Annotated in this window: 20 protein-coding genes; 12 read left to right on the top strand and 8 right to left on the bottom strand. The window is 64.9% G+C overall.

Annotated elements, in window-relative coordinates; translation table 11 throughout:
* The first annotated feature begins 1 nt into the window (after position 1).
* Positions 2–616 (top strand): endonuclease III, encoded by a 615-nt coding sequence (nth, locus tag HBF25_RS14055; RefSeq protein ID WP_166949667.1) that lies wholly within the window; start codon positions 2–4, stop codon positions 614–616.
* Positions 617–965: 349 nt separating this feature from the next.
* On the opposite strand, the gene HBF25_RS14050 is transcribed toward nth, so the two are convergent.
* From HBF25_RS14050 to HBF25_RS14040, 3 genes are all read right to left on the bottom strand, one after another.
* Positions 966–2,483 (bottom strand): SulP family inorganic anion transporter, encoded by a 1,518-nt coding sequence (locus HBF25_RS14050; protein WP_166949427.1) that lies wholly within the window; start codon positions 2,481–2,483, stop codon positions 966–968.
* A gap of 12 nt (positions 2,484–2,495) precedes the next feature.
* Positions 2,496–3,176, bottom strand: coding sequence for a carbonic anhydrase (locus HBF25_RS14045; RefSeq protein WP_166949425.1), 681 nt, complete (start codon positions 3,174–3,176; stop codon positions 2,496–2,498).
* Positions 3,177–3,316: 140 nt separating this feature from the next.
* A complete protein-coding gene (locus HBF25_RS14040) occupies positions 3,317–3,670 on the bottom strand; it encodes a hypothetical protein (RefSeq protein WP_166949423.1) in 354 nt (117 codons plus the stop codon).
* A 277-nt stretch (positions 3,671–3,947) separates the two neighbouring features.
* Between HBF25_RS14040 and HBF25_RS14035 the strand changes: the two genes are divergently transcribed.
* The 5 genes from HBF25_RS14035 (at position 3,948) to HBF25_RS14015 (ending at position 12,069) form a co-directional block, all read left to right on the top strand.
* Complete coding sequence (locus HBF25_RS14035; RefSeq protein ID WP_166949421.1) at positions 3,948–4,613, top strand: response regulator; 666 nt, start codon at positions 3,948–3,950, stop codon at positions 4,611–4,613.
* Complete coding sequence (locus HBF25_RS14030) at positions 4,610–6,031, top strand: sensor histidine kinase (RefSeq protein ID WP_341778084.1); 1,422 nt, start codon at positions 4,610–4,612, stop codon at positions 6,029–6,031. The genes HBF25_RS14035 and HBF25_RS14030 overlap by 4 nt, the downstream gene beginning before the upstream one ends.
* 189 nt (positions 6,032–6,220) lie before the next feature.
* On the top strand, positions 6,221–9,457 hold the full coding sequence (locus HBF25_RS14025) for an efflux RND transporter permease subunit (protein ID WP_166949419.1): 3,237 nt from the start codon (positions 6,221–6,223) through the stop codon (positions 9,455–9,457).
* Positions 9,447–10,634: an efflux RND transporter periplasmic adaptor subunit gene (locus HBF25_RS14020; protein ID WP_166949417.1), complete on the top strand. Its 1,188-nt coding sequence runs from the start codon at positions 9,447–9,449 to the stop codon at positions 10,632–10,634. Before HBF25_RS14025 ends, HBF25_RS14020 begins: the two co-directional genes overlap by 11 nt.
* Complete coding sequence (locus tag HBF25_RS14015) at positions 10,618–12,069, top strand: efflux transporter outer membrane subunit (protein WP_250876747.1); 1,452 nt, start codon at positions 10,618–10,620, stop codon at positions 12,067–12,069. The genes HBF25_RS14020 and HBF25_RS14015 overlap by 17 nt, the downstream gene beginning before the upstream one ends.
* Before the next feature lie 79 nt (positions 12,070–12,148).
* Here the strand turns inward: HBF25_RS14015 and HBF25_RS22225 are convergent, their stop codons facing one another.
* The gene (locus HBF25_RS22225) at positions 12,149–13,741 is read right to left on the bottom strand and encodes a coiled-coil domain-containing protein (RefSeq protein WP_243853235.1); all 1,593 of its coding nucleotides are present in this window, start codon (positions 13,739–13,741) and stop codon (positions 12,149–12,151) included.
* Positions 13,742–13,944: 203 nt separating this feature from the next.
* On the opposite strand from HBF25_RS22225, the gene rnt reads away from it, so the two are divergent.
* From rnt to phoU, 6 genes are all read left to right on the top strand, one after another.
* Positions 13,945–14,604 (top strand): ribonuclease T, encoded by a 660-nt coding sequence (gene rnt / locus HBF25_RS14005; protein WP_166949415.1) that lies wholly within the window; start codon positions 13,945–13,947, stop codon positions 14,602–14,604.
* Between the two features lie 167 nt (positions 14,605–14,771).
* On the top strand, positions 14,772–15,785 hold the full coding sequence (gene pstS / locus HBF25_RS14000; protein WP_341778087.1) for a phosphate ABC transporter substrate-binding protein PstS: 1,014 nt from the start codon (positions 14,772–14,774) through the stop codon (positions 15,783–15,785).
* A gap of 120 nt (positions 15,786–15,905) precedes the next feature.
* On the top strand, positions 15,906–16,937 hold the full coding sequence (gene pstC, locus HBF25_RS13995; RefSeq protein WP_166949411.1) for a phosphate ABC transporter permease subunit PstC: 1,032 nt from the start codon (positions 15,906–15,908) through the stop codon (positions 16,935–16,937).
* Positions 16,937–17,806, top strand: a complete 870-nt coding sequence (gene pstA / locus HBF25_RS13990; RefSeq protein WP_166949409.1) for a phosphate ABC transporter permease PstA — start codon at positions 16,937–16,939, stop codon at positions 17,804–17,806. The genes pstC and pstA overlap by 1 nt, the downstream gene beginning before the upstream one ends.
* 82 nt (positions 17,807–17,888) lie before the next feature.
* Complete coding sequence (gene pstB / locus HBF25_RS13985; RefSeq protein ID WP_243853243.1) at positions 17,889–18,632, top strand: phosphate ABC transporter ATP-binding protein PstB; 744 nt, start codon at positions 17,889–17,891, stop codon at positions 18,630–18,632.
* A gap of 22 nt (positions 18,633–18,654) precedes the next feature.
* Positions 18,655–19,362: a phosphate signaling complex protein PhoU gene (gene phoU, locus HBF25_RS13980; RefSeq protein ID WP_166949405.1), complete on the top strand. Its 708-nt coding sequence runs from the start codon at positions 18,655–18,657 to the stop codon at positions 19,360–19,362.
* 100 nt (positions 19,363–19,462) lie between these two features.
* On the opposite strand, the gene sugE is transcribed toward phoU, so the two are convergent.
* The 4 genes from sugE to rnr form a co-directional block, all read right to left on the bottom strand.
* Positions 19,463–19,780 (bottom strand): quaternary ammonium compound efflux SMR transporter SugE, encoded by a 318-nt coding sequence (gene sugE / locus HBF25_RS13975; protein ID WP_166949403.1) that lies wholly within the window; start codon positions 19,778–19,780, stop codon positions 19,463–19,465.
* A gap of 225 nt (positions 19,781–20,005) precedes the next feature.
* Positions 20,006–20,278: a CBU_0592 family membrane protein gene (locus tag HBF25_RS13970; protein WP_166949401.1), complete on the bottom strand. Its 273-nt coding sequence runs from the start codon at positions 20,276–20,278 to the stop codon at positions 20,006–20,008.
* The gene (rlmB, locus tag HBF25_RS13965; RefSeq protein ID WP_166949399.1) at positions 20,275–21,021 is read right to left on the bottom strand and encodes a 23S rRNA (guanosine(2251)-2'-O)-methyltransferase RlmB; all 747 of its coding nucleotides are present in this window, start codon (positions 21,019–21,021) and stop codon (positions 20,275–20,277) included. The genes HBF25_RS13970 and rlmB overlap by 4 nt, the downstream gene beginning before the upstream one ends.
* Before the next feature lie 3 nt (positions 21,022–21,024).
* Positions 21,025–23,796, bottom strand: a complete 2,772-nt coding sequence (rnr, locus tag HBF25_RS13960; RefSeq protein WP_166949397.1) for a ribonuclease R — start codon at positions 23,794–23,796, stop codon at positions 21,025–21,027.
* Positions 23,797–23,839: the final 43 nt, after the last annotated feature.

Below are 23,839 nucleotides of genomic sequence, written 5' to 3'. Positions count from 1 at the left end.
GATGTTCAGCCGCTTGCGCGAGCTGAACCCGCATCCGAAGACCGAACTGGAATACACCACGCCCTTCGAGCTGCTGTCGGCGGTGGCGCTGTCGGCGCAGGCTACCGACGTTGGTGTGAACAAGGCCACGCGCAAGCTTTTTCCGGTGGCCAACACGGCGCAGAAGATTCTGGATCTTGGCCTGGACAAGCTGAAGACCTACATCAGCACCATCGGGCTCTACAACAACAAGGCGAAGAACCTCATCGCCATGAGCCAGATCCTCGTCGACCGTTACGACGGCGAGGTGCCGCAATCACGCGAGGCGCTGGAAGAACTGCCTGGTGTCGGCCGCAAGACGGCCAACGTGGTGCTCAACACGGCCTTCGGCCAGCCGACCATCGCCGTGGATACGCATATCTTCCGCGTGGCCAACCGCACCGGGCTCGCGCCGGGTCCGGATGTGCGCAAGGTGGAAGACAAGCTGGAGAAAGTGATCCCGAAGGAGTTCATCCAGGATGCGCATCACTGGTTGATCCTGCACGGGCGCTATGTGTGCAAGGCACGCAAGCCGGAGTGCCCGGGCTGCCCGATCATTGATCTTTGTGCATACAAGCAGAAGACAAAGGCCACCTGAGCACGACAAGCCTTCCTTGTAGGAGCGCGCCTTGCGCGCGACCGGCAACGCGATAGCCTGCAATCAAGCGTATGGCCCGGCAGACTCAGGGATTCGAAATGGCTTCTTCGTAGGGGTCGCGCGCAAGGCGCGCTCCTACAAGGGGTATCGCGGGTTTGGAGGTGTGCGGCTGTCGGGCCTTGGGCTATTGGGGGCTTTTAACTCATTTGTGGGCAATCGCGTTGACGGTCGCGCGCAAGGCGCGCTCCTACAGGGGCGTATTGCGCATGTGTTGCCGGTTGCGCGCAGGACACTCCATGTAGGAGCGCGCCTGCGCGCGACCGGCAACGACGTCACGCCAACCAACTCATCAAGCGGCCTTGGGCGAACCCTCGACCCGTCGACCCAGTTCCTGCCAGTCGACGATCAACTCGCAACCGCGTTTCGAGGCATTACGGCCCCACTCACGCAGCAGTTCCAGCGATGCCTGGTCCACATGCTGCAGGCGATCCATCGACACGCTCAGACGCGTGTTCGGCGGCACGGCTTCCAGCGTGCGGGCCATGCTCGGCACCTTGAGGAACGTGGCCGAACCTTCCAGGTGCAGCGTGGCCTGGCCCGGCTCGTCATGGTGCTTGACGTCCATCTTCAGTTTCGACGACAGCAGCGCAAGGCGGAACAGCGACAGGCCGAAGCCCACGATCACACCGGTGAGCAGGTCGGTGGCCACGATGGCGACGGTGGTCGCGACGTAGACGGCCGCGGTGCCCTTGCCGTAGGCGGCGAGGTCCTTGATCTGCTTCGGGTTGACCATCTTCACGCCGGTGAACACCAGGATGCCTGCGAGGCACGAGACCGGGGTCATGCGCATCAGCCAGGGCAGCAGCATCACGAAGGCCAGCAGCCACACACCGTGGTAGATGGCCGCCATGCGCGTGGCGGAACCCGCCTGCACGTTGGCTGCGCTACGCACGATCACGCCCGTCATCGGCAGTGCACCGAGGAAGCCACAGATGAGGTTGCCCACGCCCTGCGCCGTAAGCTCACGGTCGTATTGGGTGCGCACGCCGTCATGCATGCGATCCACCGCTGCGGCGGAAAGCAGGGTTTCAGCACTGGCGATGAAGGCGAAGGTAGCCGCGGCCACCAACAGGCTCGCATCGAACAGGCCAAACAGGCTGCCCATGCTGGGCAGGCTCACCGCCGAGAACAGATTGGCGGGCACGTCCACGCGCTTGACGTCGAGCGCACCGAACTGCGCGATGAGCGTCATGGCAACCACGGCAAGCAACGCACCGGGGATGAATCGCAGCTTCGCGGGGCGGAGCTTTTCCCAGCCCAGCATGATGGCAATGGTGCCAAGGCCGACCATGAGCGCGGCAGGTGCCTGCCCTTCGGCGGCACCGGTGACCGATTCCCACGCGGCAGCGGGGAGCGCCGCGAAGTTTTCCAGACCACGGGCTTTCGGAATCGCGTCGAGCAGCACATGCGACTGCGAGGCCACGATGAGGATGCCGATGCCCGACAGCATGCCGGCCACCACGGCCGGCGACGTCATGCGGAACCACACGCCGACCTTGCACAGGCCGGCCACGATCTGGATCAGGCCCGCAAGGAGCACGACGGGGCCAAGGGCGGCCACGCCGTGCTCGCGCACCAGTTCGAACACCAGGACCGCCAGGCCCGCCGCCGGGCCGCTGACCTGTAGCGGCGAGCCGGCGATGGCGCCTACGACGATACCGCCGACGATGCCGGTTATCAGGCCCGCGCTGGGCGGCATGCCCGACGCGATAGCGATACCCATGCACAACGGCAGAGCGACAAGAAAAACGACCACCGATCCTAGGAGGTCGCGGCCAAACAGGCCCTGGGAGAAATACGTGCGCATCGGGGTTGGTCCTTAAGCGGCAGAAGCCACCGGCAGTCGCACGGAGAAACGTGCGTGGGGGGTCGCATCCGGCATGTCCGCAACCAGCGGACGGAAGCGACCCTGGGCGGGGTCGAAAGCGGTGATCTCGGTCTTGGCGATGTCGTAGATCCAGCCGTGGATACGCAGGCTACCGTTCGCCATCGCAGCGGCCACGGCAGGCAGCGTGCGCATGTGCTCAAGCTGGCCGACCACGTTTTCCTCGGTGAGGTAGCGCAGGCCTTCCTCGCCCAGGATGGTGGGACGGTTCTCGGCCACCACATAGCGTGCGACATCGGCATGCTTCAGCCACTGCTCGACGGACGGCTTGCCCTTAAGCGCGGCCGGATTCTGCAGGGCCTTCATCGCACCACAGTCGGAGTGGCCGCAGATCACGATGTGCTGCACCTTGAGCGCCGTGACAGCGTACTCGATGGCCGCTACCACGCCGCTGACGTGCTGTGCATACGGCGGCACGATGTTGCCCACGTTGCGATAGACGAAAAGATCGCCCGGCTGGGCGTTGAATATCAGTTCCGGCATCACGCGCGAATCGGCGCAGGTGATGAACATGGTGTGCGGGGTCTGCCCGGATGCCAGGCGCGAGAAGAGCTCGCGGTGCTCGGCGGTCATTTCACGGCGAAACTGTTCGAAACCCTGGATAAGACGTTCCATGGCGGTTCTCTCTCTTTGGGGGAGGATCGGTGTGCAGGCGCGCGGGCCCGCGAACGCCTCGGCTCATGCCGATGCGCATAGGTGTTTTGTGGTGCGAGGAAGATGGCGTCGTCGCGGACGCGACGGCACGCGGGGGGCAATCAGACGATCGGGGGACGATGGTCCTGGCGCGGGTGATGTGCGTGCGGCGGAGGCACGAGATCGACCGGGCGCGGGGTGCTGGCGCGAGGCACGCTGATCACGTGCTCGGCGGGGACATCGAAGGTGTCGTCGAGGCTGTAGCTATTGTCTTCGAGCGAGGGCACGGTGCCTCGAGCATCGTCGTCGGAAGCGAAGACGCCCGCCGCATCATGGGAAACATGCTCCATGAGGGAGGCATCGTCGTGCGCAACGCATGGGTTGGCCTGCACCGTGCCACAGGCGACGAAGAGCCCCACGAGCACGATCATCGTGCTGAGGAATCGACGCATGGCGCTGGCGAAGGAGATACCCATGACGGCCGAACCTACCCACCGCCCTGTTACCTTGCAAGCGCTGCAACGCAACAGATTCAGCTTTTGGGCAAATTCACCTGCAAAACCGTGATAAATGCCCGTTTCCAGTAGGGGTCGGACTGGAAATACGGTGGGAATCCGTTCACGTTACGCCTTCGCAAGCCCCCTCAGCCGGTGAGACGATTCGCAGCAAGGGGACAAAAGCAAGGCAAAAGCCATGCTCCCGATCATGTCAGTCTCCCCGGGCCTATCCGAACCGCCGAGCCGAGCCACATCCATGCATATCCTCCTGATGGAAGACGACACCGAACTGGGCGAGGCGATCAAACACGCTCTCGAACACCAGTCCTATGCCGTCACCTGGCTCACCGATGGGCGCCAGGGCCTGGCGGCGCTGGCGGACGGCTCCATCGACCTCGTGCTGCTCGACCTGGGCCTTCCCGGTAAGGACGGCCTGGAACTGCTCGCCGAAGCCCGGCGCTCGGGCGTGAAGACCCCGGTGCTGGTGATGACCGCACGCGATGCGCTGGAGGCCCGTATCCGCGGGCTCGACCTCGGCGCGGACGATTACCTGGTGAAGCCCTTTCACCTGGGTGAGCTGGCCGCCCGCATTCGCTCGCTCACCCGGCGGGCGCAGGGCCTGGTGGATAACCGGGTGGAAGTCGGCGGCCTGCTGCTCGACCTGGCCACCATGGAAGTGGAGTTCCGCGGCCAGCGCGTCACCCTCACTCGCCGAGAGTTCGCCGTGCTGCGCATCCTCATGGAGCGGGCCGGGCGTATCGTGCGCAGGGAAAGCCTGGAAGGCTCGGTCTACGGCTTCGATACCATCGTGGACCGCAATGCCATCGAGGTGCAGGTGCACTGGCTGCGGCGCAAGCTCAGCCCCGAAGTGATCCACACCATCCGAGGCATCGGCTACATGATCCCCAGGGACCCCCAGTGAAGAAGACCCTGAGCCTGCGCTCGCGCCTCACCTGGCTCGTCATCGGCGTGATGGTGGTGGTGCTGATTCCCCTGGGCGCCATCAGCTACGAGCGCGAGCAGCGCGAGATGAACCAGTTGCTGGACGGCCGCCTTGCCCAGGCCGGGCGCACGCTGGGCATTCTCATGGCCTACGGCCAGCCCGGCTACGTACCCAAGGAAAACGTCCGCAGCATTACCTTGCCGGTGGAAGCCCAGCGCGGCGGCGTGCTGGTGCCCGTGCACGCGAAGAGCTACGAGCCCGAGGTCGGTTTCCAGGCGTACGACCCCAGCGGTCATCTCATCGCCGCCACGGCCAACTTCGTGAACATGGCCGCCCCCGCCCAGGAGGAACGCGGCTTCGGCAACATCGAGCATGAGGGCACGCGCTGGCGCATCTTCACGTTGCAGAACCACTTCGGCCTGGTGATCCGCATCGGCGAGCGCTACGACAACCGCCAGGACATCACGCGCGGCCTCGTGCTCGAACACACCCTGCCCCTGGTGATCGGCCTGCCTTTGCTGGCGATCCTGCTCAGCCTCGCCGTGAAGCAGGGCCTGCGCCCGCTCGACCTGCTCACCCGCCTGCTCGCCCGGCGCACCCCCGGCAGCCGGCGACCGATCGCGCTGGATCGCACACCGGACGAGATCAAGCCGCTCATCGTCACGCTGAACCAGCAGCTGGAACGCCTGGAAGACGCCATCGAGCGCGAGCATCGTTTTGCCAGCGACGTGGCACACGAACTGCGCACCCCGCTTGCCGCCACGATGATCCACCTGGAAAGCGCGCTGATCGCCGACGACCCGGACGAGGTGCAGTACACCCTGAAGAACGCCCGGCGCAGCCTGGGCCGGCTGGGCCGGCGCATCGAGCAGATCCTCGCCATCGCCCGCCTGGAGGCCGGCGCAGCCTCGCAGCGCCGCATGCCGCTCGACCTCGTACTCATTGCCACGGAAGTCGTGGAAGAGCTGGCCCCGGTGATCGCGGAAAAGGATATCTCCCTCAGTCTCAACCACGACGAGGCCGAACTGCTCGTGGCCGGCCACGAGGTAGCGATGACGGCCATGTTCCGCAATCTCGTGGAAAACGCGCTGCGCTATACCCCCGAGCGCGGCCAGGTAGATATCGATATCGCGCTCCGGGACGGCAAGGCCATCATCGATATACGCGACGATGGCCCCGGCATTCCGGTCGAGCGACGCGAGGCCGTGTTCCGGCGCTTTCATCGCGAGACGGAGGCCGCAGCCAGCGGTTTTGGGCTGGGCCTGAGCATCGTGCAACGTGCGGTCGAGCTGCACGATGCCAGCATCGAACTGCTGGAAGCCCCCGGCGGACACGGCTTGCTGGCCCATATCGTGATGGACGCCCTGCCCCCCGGCGAGCCTCCCGTGGTCGTCTGATCCGGCTTGCGCGAACCTTTCCCGGGCCAAAAGATTTCCACAAGCATCGACAAGGATGATGCCACTGGGCGCTTCCGCCCGAGGCAAAGCCGAGCGTTATCCGTCGATGAACACCCAAGTGCCCGAACGGCGTACAGGACGTCCTGCTGACGTCGCGCCCGCGACCCAAGAGCTCCCGGAGCGCCGGCCATGCTAGCGCTCGTCCGCATCGCGCTTTCGCGCCCCCTGACCTTTATCGTCCTGGCGCTGCTGATCCTCATCGCCGGACCGCTGGCAGCCCTGCGCACGCCCACCGACATCTTTCCGAACATCGGCATCCCGGTGATCAGCGTGGTGTGGACCTACACCGGCCTGCCGCCCGACCAGATGTCCGGCCGCGTGATCTATTACTACGAGCGCCAGCTCACCACCGCCGTGAACGATATCGAGCACATCGAGTCGCAGTCGCTGCCCGGCGTGGGCGTGGTGAAGATCTTCTTCCAGCCAGGCGTGGACATCCGCACTGCCACCGCGCAGGTCACCTCGATCTCGCAGACCGTGCTCAAGCAGATGCCCCCGGGCATCACGCCGCCGCTGATCCTTAACTACAACGCCTCCACCGTGCCGGTGTTGCAGATGGCGTTGTCGAGCAACAAGCTCTCCGAAGCGAACATCCGCGACATCGCGCAGAACTTCATGCGCCCCACCCTCGTGTCGGTGCCTGGCGTCGCGATCCCCACGCCTTACGGCGGCAAGCAGAAGCAGGTGACCCTCGACCTGAATCCGCAGGCGCTGGCGGCCAAGGGCCTTTCCGCGCAGGACGTGGGCACGGCGCTCAGTGCGCAGAACCAGATCATCCCCGTGGGCACGGCGAAGATCGGCACGTTTGAATACAACGTGCAGCTCAACAACAGCCCCACGGCCATCGACGAGCTGAACAACCTGCCCATCAAGACGGTGAACGGCGCCACCATCACCATCGGCGACGTGGCCCACGTGCGCGACGGCTCCCCACCGCAGAACAACGTGGTGCGCGTGGACGGCAAGCGCGCGGTGCTGATGCCTGCACTGAAGAACGGCAACGCCTCCACGCTGGACGTGGTGGCCGGCATCAAGAAGCTCCTGCCGCTCATCCAGGAAACCCAGCCGAAGTCGCTGAAGACGAACCTGCTGGGCGACCAGTCCATCTTCGTGAAGGCCTCGATCAGTTCGGTGGCCCGCGAAGGCGTGATCGCCGCGCTGCTGACCTCGGTGATGATCCTGCTGTTCCTGGGCAGCTGGCGCTCGACGGTGATCATCGCCCTGTCGATTCCGCTGGCGATCCTCTCGGCCATCGCCCTGCTTGCGCTGTTCGGGCAGACCCTCAACGTCATGACCCTGGGCGGCCTGGCACTCGCGGTAGGCATCCTGGTGGACGACGCCACGGTGACCATCGAGAACATCAACTGGCATCTGGAACAGGGCAAGGGCGTGATCGACGCCATCATGGATGGCGCGAAGCAGATCGTGACACCGGCCTTCGTTTCGCTGCTGTGCATCTGCATCGTGTTCGTGCCGATGTTCATGCTCAACGGCATCGCCGGCTTCCTGTTCCGCCCCATGGCACTGTCGGTGATCTTCGCGATGGTGTCGTCGTTCATCCTCTCGCGCACCCTGGTGCCGACGCTGGCGATGTACCTGCTGAAGCCGCATCACGTGGAAACGGGGGTGGGCGCCCATCCCGAAGACCCATACATCAACCATCACGAAGGCGACCAGCACGGCCGTCGCAAGCCCGCCGTTCTGCGTGCACTCGTGGCCTTCCAACTGGGCTTCGAGCATCGCTTCACCCGCATCCGTGACGGTTACTACGCCATCCTTGGCGTCGCGCTCGGCAACCGGAAACCGTTCATCATCGGCTTCCTGTGCTTCGTGCTCGCCTCGTTCGTGCTCGTGCCGGCCCTGGGTCGCGACTTCTTCCCGGCGACGGATTCGGATTCGATCTCGATGCACATCCGTGCGCCGATGGGTACGCGTATCGAAGAGACGGCCGCCGAGTTCGATCACATCGAGGCCGCCATCCGCCGGATCGTGCCGCCGGACCAGCTCGATACGATCATCGACAATATCGGCCTGCCGCTCAGCGGCGTGAACCTGGTCTACAACAGCAGCGGCACCATCGGTCCGCAGGATGGCGACATCCAGATCGTGCTGAAGGAAGGCCACGGCGCCAGCGCCGACTTCGTGCGGACCATGCGCGCGAAGCTGCCCCGTGAATTCCCGGGTACGCAGTTCGCCTTCCTGCCCGCCGACATGACCAGCCAGATCCTCAACTTCGGCGCACCTGCCCCGCTGGATGTATCCATCTCCGGACGCGACCGCGCCGGCAACGAGGCCTATGCGCAGGAGATCATGAAGCAGATGCGCAAGATCCCCGGCATCGCCGACGTACGCTTGCAGCAAAGCTCGAGCTATCCGCAGCTGAACGTCACGGTGAACCGCGTGCGTGCCGATGGCCTGGGCATCACCGAGCGTGACGTCACCAACAGCATGGTGGCCTCGCTGGCCGGCAGCTCGCAGGTGGCCCCGGCGTTCTGGCTCAACCCGAAGAACGGCGTGTCCTATGCCATCGTCGCGGCCACGCCGCAGTACCAGATGGACTCCATGGCCGACCTGAAGGCCATGCCGGTGACCTCGTCCGGCGCGCATCCGACGCAGATTCTCGGCGGCATCGCCACGTTCAAGCGCGGCCCCAGCGATGCGGTGGTGTCGCACTACAACATCATGCCCTCCTTCGACATCTACGCCTCGATCCAGGATCGCGACCTCGGTGGCGTGTCCAGCGACGTGCAGAAGGTACTCGATCATTTCGCCGCCACGCGACCGAAGGGCACGCTGGTGAGCCTGCACGGCCAGGTCGGCACGATGAACGAAGCCTTCAGCGGCCTGCTGTTCGGCCTGGTCGGCGCGGTATTGCTGATCTACCTGCTGATCGTGGTGAACTTCCAGTCGTGGCTCGATCCGTTCGTGATCATCACAGCGCTGCCCGCCGCGCTCGCCGGCATCGTGTGGATGCTGTTCCTCACCCATACGAGCCTGTCGGTACCCGCACTCACCGGCGCCATCATGTGCATGGGCGTAGCCACGGCCAACTCGATCCTGGTGGTGAGTTTCTGCCGCGAACGGCTGGCCGAACACGGCGATGCCATGAAGGCCGCGCTGGAAGCCGGATTCACCCGCTTCCGCCCGGTCTGCATGACGGCGCTGGCCATGGTCATCGGCATGCTGCCCATGGCGCTCAGCCACGAACAGAACTCCCCGCTCGGTCGCGCCGTCATCGGCGGCCTGATCTTCGCCACCTTTGCCACGCTGCTTTTCGTGCCCGTGATCTTCTCGATCGTGCACGGCCGCACCGCACCCGCTCCTTCTGACCAACGCCTTATCGGAGACCAGCCCCATGTCGCATGAAACCCCTGCCGCGATACCGGGACGGCCGCCCCGCCTGCGTCTGCCGATTGCCATCGGCCTGGGCCTCGCCGTCGTCGCTGTCGTCGCCGGCCTCTCGCTGCGCAGCGTCGAATCGCACGAGCTCACCCAGTGGACGAACGCACAGCTCATTCCCACCGTGGAAGTCATCACTGCATCCAACGCAGAGAAGGGACAGGGTCTCACCCTGCCCGGCCATCTCGACGCATGGATCAGCACGCCGATCCATGCCCGCGTGGCCGGTTACCTGAAGCAGTGGAACGTGGACATCGGCGACAAGGTGAAGGCCGGCCAGGTGCTCGCCACCATCGATACGCCCGAACTCGACCAGCAGTTCGAACAGGCCAAGGCCGGTCTTGTCCGTGCCCAGGCCGACGTGCGCCTGGCCGAGACCACTGCCACGCGCTGGCAGAACCTGCTCGCCTCGCGTTCGGTGTCGAAGCAGGAGGCCGATGAAAAATCGAGCGAAGCGGAAACGGCACGTGCCAACGTGCTTGCCGCCAAGGCCGACGTCGACCGCCTCGCGGCGCTGGAAGGCTTCAAGCGCATCGTCGCGCCGTTCGATGGCACGGTGACCGCGCGCAATACCGATATCGGCGACCTCATCACGGCCAATACCGATAGCGACAAGCCGCTGTTCGCCGTGGCCGACACCAACAAGATGCGCCTGTATACCGAAGTACCGCAGGGCTATGCCTCCGCGGTGCGCCCCGGCATGAAGGTGAAGCTGCTGGTGCTCGGCCACGGTGGTGAAATGGTGGACGGCACGCTGATCGGCAGCTCCAGTGCCATCAACACGGCGTCCGGCACGCTGCGCGCGCAGTTCCAGGTGGAGAACCCGCGCAACGATCTTCTGCCGGGCGACTTCGCCGAAGTGCAGCTGTCGCTGACGCCAGACCCGAACACCGTGCTGGTACCGGCCACCACCCTGCTCTTCCGCGCCGCTGGTCCGCAGATCGCCGTGGTCGGTGCCGACAACAAGGTGGTGCTGCGCGATGTGCACATCGCGATCGACCTCGGCGACCGCCTGGAAATCGACCACGGCCTGAAGCCGGGCGACCGCATCGTCGACCACCCGTCGGATTCGCTCTCGCAGGGTGACCTCGTGCAGATCGCCACGCCTGCCGGCAAGGAGGCCCCCCGTGGCAAGCAAGCGTGACCTGACGCGACGCCTGCCCACCGCCGCCTTGCTTCTGGCGCTGGGCGGGTGCTCCCTGGCGCCCACCTACAAGGCGCCAACAATCGGTGCGCTGCCCGACAGCTTCAAGGGTGCCGCGAACCCGGACGGCTGGACGACGGCCGCGCCGGGCGACGAGGCGTCACGTGGACCGTGGTGGAAGGTGTATGGCGATCCCACGCTCGACGAACTCGAAAGCAAGCTCGATGCCGGCAACCCGGATCTCGCCGTCGCACTGGCTCGTTACAACGCATCGCGCGCCTTCGAACAGCAGCTTCGCGCCGATGAACTGCCCCACGCCAGCCTCGACGCAAGCCCGACCAACAACCGCCAGTCCGACAACCGTCCATTGCGCGGCTCCAACCAGCCCGACGAGTACGACACGCGCACCGTGCAGTTCAACGCCGGCTACGAGCTCGACCTGTGGGGCCGTATCCGCAACGAAGTGGCGCAGGGCACGGCACTCAGCGTGGCGGCAAAGGCCGATCTCGGTTCGGCGAAACTGAGCCTGGAAGCACGCCTGGCCGATCTCTACATCCGCCTGCGCGGGCTGGATGTCGAGCGACGCATCGTCCGCGATTCGCTGTCGGCGTTTGCGGATGGCCAGCAGATGACGCAGAAGCGGATGGAAGGCGGCGTGTCGTCCGGCCTGGACGTGGCGCGAGCCAATGCCCAGTACGCAGATGCACAGGCACAGGGCACGGAGCTGCGCGCACAGCGCGCGCTGGCCGAGCACGCCATCGCGGCGCTCGTGGGCGAAACGGCCTCCACGTTCTCGATGCCGGAGAAGAACACCCCGCTGTCGATTCCCGCCATTCCCCTCGGCGTGCCCTCGACCCTGCTGGAGCGTCGTCCGGATATCGCGGCGGCCGAACGCCGGACCTTTGCAGCCAATGCCAGCATCGGCGTCGCCCGGGCCGCATTCTTTCCCACCCTGAGCCTCGGTGCGGGATTCGGCTGGCAGGACGTCGGCAACGGCAGCCTGCTCAGCACGGGTAACCGGTTCTGGGCACTGGGCCCTCTCGCTTCGCTGCCCCTGTTCGACGGCGGCCTGCGCCGAGCACGCGTTGCACAGGCAAGAGCCGAGCTGGATGCGGCCTCGGCCCAGTATCGCGGCGTGGTGCTGCATGCCTTCCAGGAGGTGGAAGACAACCTCTCCCTGCTGGAAGACTTAGGGCGTGAGGCCAGCCAGGAAAATGCCGCGGCGGACGCGGCGAAGGAATCGCAGACGCTGGCGACCAATCGCTACATGGAAGGCGTGGTGAGCTATCTGGATGTGGTGACCGCACAGACGGCGGCACTGAAGGCGGAACGCACGGCCGAACAGGTGCGTACCCGTCAGCTGCAATCCAGCGTGGACCTGATCCGTGCGCTGGGTGGCGGCTGGGATGCCGGGAACGATGTCAGCAAGCGCTGACATCACCCGGAATGAAAACGGCGGGCATATGCCCGCCGTTTTCTCCGTCCCTGGGTCGAACTCCTTTGCGATACCTGTATCAGAACGGGTAGTAGCGGAAGCTCGTGAAGAACATGTCTTCCTTGGCCTTCGGCGAACCACCGATGCCTTCGAACGCTTCGCGCTGGGTGTGCGAGTACTGGGCGCCGAACTGCGCGCGACCGAACTTGCCCTGGTAGAACTTCCACCAGAAACCGAGCGTGCCCTGCCAGATCTGCTTCGTGTTGCCTACGCAGCTGCCGCCTTCGATATCGCAGCCGGCGTTGTTGTAACCGGCATTGCCCCAGCCGAGCGGCACGCCGTTGTAGTTGAACGCTTCCTTCTGCTGGCGCTCGCGGCCGCCGAAGGCGTAGACGTCCCAATCCGGCGTGGCGTGGTAGGTCAGGCCGGCAAGGAGCATGTTTTCCTTGATGGGGGCGATGGAGCCGTTCGGGCGGAAGGTCACGTCCGGAAGCTGCGAGCTGCCGTAACGACCGATGCCACGACCCTGCATGCCGGAGAACTGGAAGTCGAGCACCTTCTCGACCACCGGCAGGATCACGCCGATGCCGTAGCCGCCACCGTAGACGTTGTGGTTGCTGTTGCCCTGGCCCGAGTTGTAGCGGTTGTAGAACGCGCGGCCCACACCGAAGATTTCGTAGTGACCAAAGCCCGGGTCGGCGGCGAACTTCACGACCACGTCCGGGATGTGGTTAAGCGACAGCGTGTTGGCCGAGTCGTAACCGGAACCGGCCGGGGTGTTGTAGATCGGCTGCACCGGCGCCTTCGACTGGTTCGGGCTCACGCCGAACGTGGTCTGCGGGTTTTCCAGCGAGATACCCAGCCAGTACTGCTTGTTGAAATCCTTGACCAGGCGGATCTGCGTCTGGCGGGCCCAGGTGAAGCCCGGGATGTACTGGGCGTCGATCTGCGGAGGGGTGAGCTCCTGGCGCGGGGTGATGCCCTTGCTGTTGAGCGTCAGCAGCGACCAGTTCTGGCCGGCCAGCAGGTGCAGGCCCGGGTTGTCCCAGTCCACCGTCATGTAGACATTGCGCTCGCGCGGGTTGAACGAGTTGCTCTCGTTCTGGTTCGCGGTCTGGGCGCCACCGATGAAGTCGGCTTCGATGTAGCCGGCGACGTGGGTGTTCGGATCGATGTCGCCCTGGGCGAGCAGGGAGACGCGGGTCTGGCGCGCGGTGAAGTGCGTTTCCGACGTGCGGCCGACCGAGCTGTTCTTGTACGGGATCGCATTGAAGTTCGACGCGATGTCGGCGCCTTCGTTATGCGTGCGGTAGATCGTTTCGGCGGCGAGGAAGCCGCCGAGCGTGATGTTCACGCCCTTGTAGGAGATCTTGTCGGCCGACTTCTTGATCGCCGCATCGGCAACGACCTGCTGCTTCTGCACGGCCTCGAGGTTCTGGCCCGTGGAGACGTTGATGTCGGACTGGGCATCGGTGCGCTGCTCCAGTTCGGTGACCTTTGCCTGCAACGCCTGGAGCTGGGCCTTGAGGGCCTCGATCTCAGCGTTCCTCGACGCCTCGGCGCTCTGGCTCGCAGTCTGCCCCTTCTTGGCCGACGCCGGATCGGCCGCGACATGGAAGCTCGTAACGCCCAGGCCGGCGGCAATGGCCACCGTGAGCAACTTGGAACGCATGGGATGTCTCCGCTTGTTGGTTTGAATGTCTGCCCCTCACTCCCCTTGAGTCTTTTGGTCAGAAAAAACTCAAAAGGAGCAAACGCCGCGAAGAATGGAACCCGCCCTTTACCGTTACATGCCTTTTTTATTACAAAACCAAGACAGGCGCACATCCGCTTAACGAATGGGTGGCCTGCCCCCCGGGCTGGTATCCTTGTCACATGGATACATTGAGCAATAGCACCGCCACCACGATGGCCGCGCGGTTCCGCGGGTTCCTGCCCGTCATCGTGGACGTCGAGACCGGGGGGTTCGACTCCGAACGCGATGCCCTGCTCGAGATCGCGGTCGTCCCCGTCCGGATGGACCCCTCAGGCCTGCTCGTGCCGGATCCGGCCGTCGCGGCCAATGTCGAGCCCTTCCCCGGCGCCAATATCGACCCCCGCTCCCTGGAGGTCACCGGCATCGACCCGGACCACCCCTTCCGCAATGCCCTGCCCGAGCGCCAGGCCCTGGACCACGTCTTCGCCGCCATACGCGAGGCCGTGAAGCAGGCGGAGTGCCAGCGGGCCATCCTGGTCGGGCACAACGCCGCGTTCGACCTGGGCTTTCTCAATGCGGCCGTGCGCCGGGTCGGACACAAGCGCAACCCGTTCCACCCTTTCAGCTGCTTCGATACCGCTACGCTCGGCGGGCTGGCCTATGGGCAGACCGTGCTCAGCCGTGCGGCCATCGCAGCAGGCGTGCCGTTCGATACGCGAGAGGCGCATTCCGCCATTTACGATGCGGAGCGCACTGCCGAACTGTTCTGCGAAATCGTCAACCGCTGGCGTCGCCTGGAGCTTGCAGAGCAGGAACGTGCAACGCCTTTGGCCGTTTGAGCCTTTTCGTAAGTTCCTGAATATGACGCCAAAAAGACGGGTGTCATATTCGTGAAACATTCAACTCATTTCATTGCAACACGGCAGGGCTGCAATACGGCCCCGGGCGCGCTTCGCCTGACACTCTCTCCACCGAGGACCACTCCGTGTTCACACGCAAACTCCGCATTGCTGCACTCGTCGCTGCTTCGCTGTTCGGCATGTCGGCCGTGCATGCCACCGATATCACTGGTGCCGGCTCGAGCTTCGTCTATCCCGTGATCTCCAAGTGGTCCGCGGCCTACGCCGAGAAGACGGGTAACAAGCTCAACTACCAGTCCGTCGGCTCGGGCGCCGGTATCGCCCAGATCAAGGAAGGCACCATCGACTTCGGCGCCTCCGACGCCCCGATGAGCGCCGAAGACCTGCAGAAGTTCGGCCTGGGCCAGTTCCCCAGCGTCGTCGGCGGCATCGTGCCGGTCATCAACATCAAGGGCATCGACGCCGGCAAGCTGAAGCTCACCGGCCCGGTCCTCGCCAAGATCTTCCTTGGCGACATCAAGGAATGGAACAACGCCGAGATCCTGGCGCTGAACCCCGAGCTGAAGACGGCCCTCACCGGTCTCGAAGGCAAGGCCGCGCAGATCACCGTCGTGCACCGCTCGGACGGTTCGGGCACCTCGTTCAACTTCACCAACTACCTCTCGAAGGTCAGCCCCGAGTGGGCCTCGAAGGTGAAGTTCGGCACGGCCGTCGAATGGCCGGCCGGCGTCGGTGGCAAGGGCAATGAAGGCGTGTCGCAGTACGTGCGCCAGATCCCGGGCTCCATCGGCTACGTCGAATACGCCTACGCCGAGAAGAACAAGATCTCCTGGGCCCAGCTGCAGAACGCCGCCGGCCAGTGGGTTCAGCCGAACGCCGACGCCTTCGCCGCTGCCGCCGCCACCGCGGACTGGAAGTCGGCCAAGGACTTCAACCTCATCATGACGAACGCCCCGGGCGCCAAGGCGTGGCCGATCACCGCCACCACCTGGATCATCATGTACAAGAAGTCGAAGAACCCGGAGCACACCAAGGTGGCCTTCGATTTCTTCAAGTGGTCGCTCGAGAACGGCCAGTCGCAGGCCGCCTCGCTCTCCTACGTGGCCCTGCCGCCGGAGCTGGTCAAGCAGATCGAAGCCTACTGGGCCGAGTTCAAGTAATCGTCGCGAACCGACAGGCCGGATGAAACATTTCCGGTCCAGGGTATCGCCCAAGGGGGTCGCCGTTCCGACAGGAGCGGCGACCCATAAATTTGCATAGGCCCGGGAAACAGCATTCGCATGCATGCCACCGCCAGCAACGCCGTGACGACCGCCGCCAAGTCGGCCGAAGCGGCCCGCAACGCGAAGGATTCGCGCAACGACGTCCTTTTTGGATGGGTGCTCAAGGCCTGTGCCCTGCTCGTCCTCCTGGCGCTCATCGGCGCCGCCGCCTCCACCCTGTGGCTGGGCCAGGACGCCTTCCGCACGTTCGGCTGGGGCTTTCTCACCAGCTCCGTGTGGGATCCCAGCAACGACCAGTACGGCGCCCTCGTGCCCATCATGGGCACCGTCGGGACCGCGCTGATCGCACTTGTCGTCGCCGTGCCCATCAGCTTCGGCATCGCCCTCTTCCTTACCGAGATCGCGCCGCAGTGGCTGCGCGGCCCCGTCAGCTCGGCCATCGAACTGCTGGCCGGCATTCCGTCGATCATCTACGGCATGTGGGGTCTCTTCATCTTCGCCCCCTTCGTGGCGGAGCACATCAAGCCGTGGCTGATGAACAACTTCAGCGCCGATCCGGCCGACGGCAAGGTGTCCTGGCTGGTGACCCACGTGCCGGGAATCGCGAAGTTCTTCTCCAGCGAATACTCCTTCTTCGGTGCCGGCGTGCTCACGGCCGGCCTCGTGCTGGCGGTGATGATCATCCCGTTCATTTCCTCGGTGATGCGCGAGGTCTTCCAGACCGTGCCTACCCGCCTGAAGGAATCGGCCTATGCGCTGGGTTCCAGCACCTGGGAAGTGGTGTGGGACATCGTGGTGCCCTACACCCGCACCGCCGTGATCGGCGGCGTGTTCCTCGGCCTGGGCCGTGCGCTGGGTGAAACCATGGCCGTGGCCTTCGTGCTCGGCAATACCTTCAAGTTCTCCTGGTCGTTCCTGGAGACCGGCAGCTCCATCGCCTCCACCATCGCCAACCAGTTCGGCGAGGCCCAGGGCCTGCAGAAGTCCGCCCTGATGGCGCTGGCCTTCCTGCTCTTCGTGGTGACCTTCATCGTGCTGCTGATCGCCCGCCTCATGCTTCGTCGCATGGCCACCAAGGAGGGCCGCTGATGTCTTCCGCGCTCTACACCACGCGCCGCGTGAAGAACATCCTGGCGATGATCTTCAGCGTGGTCGCCACGGCCATCGGCCTGCTGTTCCTGGCCTGGATCCTCTGGGAAACCCTGAGCCAGGGCCTGGCTGGCCTGAAGCCGCAGCTGTTCACCAAGATCACCGCCTACCGCGAAGAAGGCGGCCTCGCCAACGCCATGGTGGGCAGCCTGATCCTCAACGTGCTGGGCATCCTCATCGCCACCCCCATCGGCGTGGCGGCCGGCACCTGGCTGGCCGAGTACTCGCGCCGTTCGCGCCTGGGCCCGACCATCCGCTTCCTCAACGACATCCTGCTGTCGGCACCGTCGATCGTGCTGGGCCTGTTCGTCTATACCATCGTGGTGCTGCCCTCCAAGTACCTCACGGACGGTGCGGTCACCTTCTCGGGTATCGCGGGCGGCATCGCGCTGGCCCTGATCGCCCTGCCCGTCATCGTGCGCACCACCGACGAAATGCTGCGCCTGGTGCCGGGTACGCTGCGCGAAGCCGCGCTGTCGCTGGGCGTGCCGCAGTGGAAGCTCACCTTGCAGATCCTCGTGCGCTCTGCCCGCTCGGGCATCGTGACGGGCATCCTGCTGGCCCTGGCCCGCATCAGTGGCGAAACCGCTCCGCTGCTGTTCACGGCCTTCGGCAACAACTTCATGACCTTCAACCCGCTCGACAAGATGCCGAGCCTGCCGCAGATCATCTACGAATACACCAAGGACCCGAGCCCGGACATCAACGTGCTCGCCTGGGCCGGTGCCTTCGTGCTGACCATGTTCGTGCTGGCGCTCAGCCTGATCGCCCGCTTTGCCTTCTCGCGCTCCAAGGTGTCCCATGACTAACATGAACGAAGTCGTTTCCCAGCCGGGCTTTGGCACGTCGCCTCACGCCTCGGGCGTCGACCTCGGCCAGGTCCCCGCGAAGATGACCGTGCGCGACCTCAACTTCTACTACAACGAATTCCATGCGCTGAAGAACATCGCCATGGACGTACCGGAGAAGAAGGTCACCGCCATCATCGGTCCGTCGGGCTGCGGCAAGTCCACCCTGCTGCGCATCTTCAACCGCATCTATGCCATTTACCCGGGCCTGCGCGCCCAGGGCGAGATCGTGCTCGACGGCGAGAACATCCTCGATCCGAAGTACTCGATGAACCGCCTGCGCAGCAAGGTGGGCATGGTGTTCCAGAAGCCCGTGCCGTTTCCGATGACCATCTTCGAAAACGTGGCCTACGGCATCCGCCATCACGAGAAGCTTTCGCGCTCGCAGATGGAAGAACGCGTGGAGCAGGCACTGCGTGGCGCAGCCCTGTGGGACGAGGTGAAGGACAAGCTCAAGCAGAGCGCGCTGGGCCTCTCCGGCGGCCAGCAGCAGCGTCTGTGCATCGCGCGCGGCATTGCGCTGAAGCCCGAGGTGCTGCTGCTCGACGAGCCCACCTCGGCGCTCGACCCCATCGCCACCAGCCGCATCGAGCAGCTGGTGGAAGAGCTGAAGAAGGATTTCACGATCGTCATCGTGACGCATAACATGCAGCAGGCTGCACGCTGCTCCGACATGACCGCCTTCATGTACATGGGCGAGCTGATCGAGTTCGACCGGACCGAGAAGATCTTCACGAAGCCGGACAAAAAGCAGACCGAAGACTACATCACCGGCCGTTTCGGCTGAGCCCCAAGACACGAGGGATGCGATGAACACGCCGCACCAGCACATCATCAAGAGCTACGACGAAGAACTGAAGCGCCTCACGGGTGAAATCGTGAAGATGGGCGAGCTTGCCGTCGCCCAGATCGAGGCCGCCATCGACGTGGTGGAGCGCCGCGACGAGCGCGCCGCCCAGCGCGTGGTCGACAACGACGACGCCATCGACGTCCTGGAGCAGGAAATCAGCCAGGACGTAGTGCGCCTGTTCGCCCTGCGTGCACCGATCGCCAGCGACCTGCGCAACGTGCTCGCCGCGCTGCGCATCGCCGCGGACATCGAGCGCATCGGCGATTACGCCGCGAACGTGGCCAAGCGTTCCATTCCGCTCAGCCGCGTGGCGCCGATTCCCGTGGCCGGTGGCCTGGCCAACCTGGCCGAACTGGCCGCCGACCAGCTGCGCAACGTGCTCAAGGCCTATCACGACCAGGATGCCGAGGCGGCCTACGAAGTGTGGAAGGCCGATGCGGAGCTGGACGAAGCCTATACGATGGTCTTCCGCGCCCTGCTCACCTACATGATGGAAGATCCGCGCAACATCACGCCGTGCACGCACCTGCTGTTCATGGCGAAGAACATCGAACGCATCGGCGACCACGCGACCAACATCGCGGAAAACGTGTGGTTCGTGGTGCACGGCGAACCGCTTGTAGCCCCCCGCGCCAAGCGCGACACCACGTCCAACCCGGAACCGTAATCCCCATGTAGGAGCGCGCCTTGCGCGCGACTGGTACAGAGCGATGAATTCACGGCTCCGTACCGGTCGCGCGCAAGGCGCGCTCCTACAGATGGATCGCTCAGGCGGCCGTCAGTTTCAGGCCGACGATGCCGGCCACGATCAGTCCGACGCAAAGCAACCGCAACGGCTGCGCCGACTCGCCGAACAGCACGATACCCAGGGTCACTGCACCCACCGCACCGATGCCGGTCCACACGGCATACGCCGTGCCCAGAGGCAATTTCTTGGCCGCAAATGCCAGCAACACGATACTCACCACCATCGCGGCGCCGGTGAGCAGGCTGGGTACCAGCTTGGTGAAGCCTTCGGTGTACTTGAGTCCCACGGCCCAGCAGATTTCAAACAGGCCGGCGAGGAAGAGGATGAACCAAGACATGGTGTCGCTCCGCCAGGGCGGGGCCGTCCCCGCAGTGAAAGAGCGCCATGGGGTCGTCCCCATGGGCGGACCGGCCTTGCGCCGGTCCGGTAAGCATTCTACCGGGTCATCCTGACCGGGGTGTAACCCTGTAGGAGCGCGCCTTGCGCGCGACCGGGTATCGCGAAAAAACCTTCCGTACGCGATACCCGGTCGCGCGCAAGGCGCGCTCCTGCAAGGGCTGCCTCAGGGCACGATGGGCGTGACTTTTCTTGCCCTTACGCCACGCACCATGCCGTAGACGCTGATGAGGAACCACGCCAGCTCCTGCAGGAACGCCGACAGGTTGAAGGTGCCGAAAATCAGCGACAGCAGGATGCCGAACGCACCCAGCAGGTTCATCACCTGATAGGTGTACCCCTGCCCCGACAGCTTGTGCGCCTGAAGCAGGAAATACGCGATCAGCACCAGGCCCACGCCGATAAGGCCAGTCCAGTCGTGCCAGAGCATGTTGCTCATCGTTTGGCTCCTCGTTGCCTCAACGCCTCGAACAGCACCACGCCAGTTGCGACGGATACGTTGAGGCTTTCCATGTTACCCGGCATGGGGATCTTCGCCACGAAATCACAGGTTTCGCGGGTCAGGTGACGCATGCCATCGCCCTCGCTCCCCATCACCAGCGCCACCGGCCCCTTGAGGTCGATGTCGTAGATGGACTGGTCGGTCTCGCCGGCCAGCCCCGTGATCCACACGCCGGCATCCTTCAGCGCACGCAGGGCGCGCGCCAGGTTGGTCACGGCCAGCACCGGAATGAGATCCGCGCCGCCAGCGGAGGCACGACGCACCGTCGGCGTGATGCCCACGGCACGGTCCTTGGGCACGATCACCGCCGTGACCCTGGCCGCTGCCGCGCTACGCAGGCAGGCCCCCAGGTTGTGCGGATCGGTGACGCCATCGAGCACCAGCACCAGCGCATCGGAGCCGGCCGCTTCAAGCAATGCGGGCAGATCGCCCTCACCGCGCAGCGGCGGCGTTTCGTACTTGGCGATAACGCCCTGGTGGCGGGGTTCGCCACCGATGCGCTCAAGCTGGTCCTTGCCTACCGACTTCACCTGGATGCCGCGCTTGCGCGCAGCCGCCGCGATCTCGTTGATGCGGGCGTTCTTCGAGTTCTGCTCGATCAATACTTCACGGACTCGCTCCGCGTCGTTGGCAAGGGCGCCTTCGACCGGATTGATGCCGACGATCCACGTCTCGCTCATGACTTACGACTTGCTCCTGGGTTTGCCCGGGGCCGCTTTCTTTGCCGCGACCTTTTTCGTTGCCGTTTTCTTCGTGGCGACCTTCTTCACCGCTGCCTTCGGTACCGCAGCCTTTGTGGGCGCGGACTTCTTCGCAACGGCCTGCTTCGTGACCACCGGTTTCGCAACCGCCTTCTTCGCCGCCGCCTTCACGGGTGCGCTCGGGGCGACGGTTTTCTTCGCGGCAGCCTTCTTGGCAACGGCCTTCTTTGCCGCAGGTGCCACCGCCGGCCTTGCCTGTGCAGCACGCTTTGGTGCGACCGGCGTCGCATCGACGACAGGGCGCGCATCATCGCGAACCACTGGCGCAGCGGCAACCCCGGCCTTCGGCTTGCGCTTCGCACCAAGCTTCTCGGCCATCTTGCGCACGGCGCGACCGATGGCCTTGCCGGCTTCAGTCACGGCGTTGCCCGGCGCCGGAGGCGGCGTGGCTACCGGTACCGGTGCAACGGGCTTGGGCAGCGATTGCAGGCGCGCCACGAGACGGAAGTCGATCTTGCGGTCTTCCAGGCTGGCGCGCATCACCTGCACGCTCACGTAGTCGCCCAGGCGGTAGCTGGCGCCCGTACGCTCACCGGCCAGCAGGTGACGTACCGGATCGAACTTGTAGTAGTCGTTGGGCAGCTGCGACACATGCACCAGACCCGACACGCGGGACGCCGCCAGCTCGACGAACAGGCCGAACGAGGTAACCCCGGTGATAGTGCCGGCAAACTCCTCGCCCACGTGCTTTTCCATCCAGGCGCACTTGAAGCGCTCGTCCACATCGCGCTCGGCCTCTTCCGCACGGCGCTCGCGCTGCGAGCAGTGCACGGCCATGGCGGCCATCTGGGCTTCGCTATAGGTGTAATCGGACGGCTTGCCCTTGGTCAGCGCATAGCGGATGGCGCGATGAACCAGAAGATCGGGATAACGGCGGATCGGCGAGGTGAAGTGGGCGTAGGCATCCAGCGCCAGGCCGAAGTGGCCCTGGTTCTCCGGGTGATACACCGCCATGCTCTGCGCGCGCAGCAGCACGGACTGGATCAGCTCGGCTTCCGGACGATCCTGCACCTTCTTCAGCAGCGCGGAGAAGTCGGCCGGCGTCACCTCGTCGGCGGACGGCAGCTTCAGCTTGAACTCGCGCAGGAAGCGCAACAGGTCTTCGTATTTCTCGACGGGCGGCGGCGCGTGCACGCGGTACAGGGCCGGAATCTTGCGCTTCGAAAGGAATTTCGCCGCCTGCACGTTCGCGGCGATCATGCATTCCTCGATCAGCTTGTGCGCGTCGTTGCGATCGGTGGCGCCCATGGACACCACATCGCCCGACGGCGCGAGGCGGAACTTCACCTCGGGCGTTTCGAAATCGATGGCGCCGCGACGCTTGCGCGCCTTCGACATCGCCTTGTACAGGCGATGCAGGTTCTCCACCTGCGGCAGCACATGGGCGATTTCATCGCGCACCTCGGCGTTACGCTCGCCCACGGCCTGCCAGACCTTGTTGTAGGTGAGGCGGGCGTGCGAGTACATCACCGCTTCGTAGAACTTGGCGTGCTGCACCTCGCCCTGGTCGTCCACTTCCATGTCGCAGACCATGCACAGGCGGTCCACCCGCGGATTGAGCGAGCAGATACCGTTGGACAGCGTCTCCGGAAGCATCGGCACGACGAAACCGGGGAAGTACGTGGACGTGCTGCGCTCGTAGGCCTCGGTGTCCAGCGGGGTGCCCACCGGCACATAGTGCGAGACGTCGGCAATGGCCACGATCAGGCGGAAGCCGCCGCCCTTCAGCGGTTCGGCATACACGGCGTCATCGAAGTCGCGCGCATCCTCGCCATCGATGGTCACCAGCGGCAGCTTGCGCAGGTCCACGCGGCCCTTGCTCTCGGCGGCGGACACCTTCGGCTCCACTTCCTCGGCCTGGCGGACCACCTGCGGCGGCCACTCGTGTGGCAGGTCGTGGCTGGCGATGGCCATCTCCACCACCAGCGAGGGTTGCAGGCGCTGACCCAGTACGGCACGCACCGTGCCCAGCGGGCCACGATGCGGCGTCGGCGGATCGGTGATCTCGGCCACCACGATCTCACCCGAACGGGCACCGGCTTCGCGACCGGCGGGGATCATGATGTTCTGGTGCAGGCGGCGGTCGTCCGGCTCGACCAGGGTCACGCCGTTCTCGATGACGATACGGCCCACCAGTCGGGGCGAGCGACGCTCCAGCACCTCGACGATGGCACCCTGGCGGCGACCACGGCGGTCGATGCCGACGACGCTCGCAAGCACGCGATCGCCATGCAGCACGCTGCGCATCTGCGACGGCGAGAGGTAAAGGTCTTCCCCGCCCTCGTCCGGACGCAGGAAGCCATAGCCTTCGGCGTTCGCAATGACCCGGCCCGGAATCAGGCTGAGCTTCTGCGCCGGCGCATAGCCGCCGCGACGGTTACGCAACAGCTGGCCGTCGCGGATCATCGCGCCCAGGCGCTTGCCCAGGGCATTGATCTCGTAATCGGTAAACAGACGCAGGGCGCGGGCGATGTCCTCGGCGGACACCAGTTCGCCCCGCTCTTCGAGCAGCGCGAGGATCGCCTCGCGACTGGGAATGGGTTGCTCGTAGCGCTGGGCTTCGCGCTCGGCATGGGGGTCGGCGACCGCGGCCGGCAAGCGGTCGCGGTACTTGGCCAGCGCCTTGCCGGGGCGCGTGGCCTTGGGCTTACGGGGGCCCTTCGAGCCTCCGGAACCTTTGTTTTTCTTCGTCACGTAGGGACCTTGGAAAGTGGATGCAAAGTTTTTTTGAATCCGT

The organism is Luteibacter anthropi (assembly GCF_011759365.1).
In the GTDB taxonomy this organism is placed as follows: Bacteria; Pseudomonadota; Gammaproteobacteria; order Xanthomonadales; family Rhodanobacteraceae; genus Luteibacter; species Luteibacter anthropi.
This window is presented reverse-complemented; position numbering and strand designations above follow the sequence as displayed.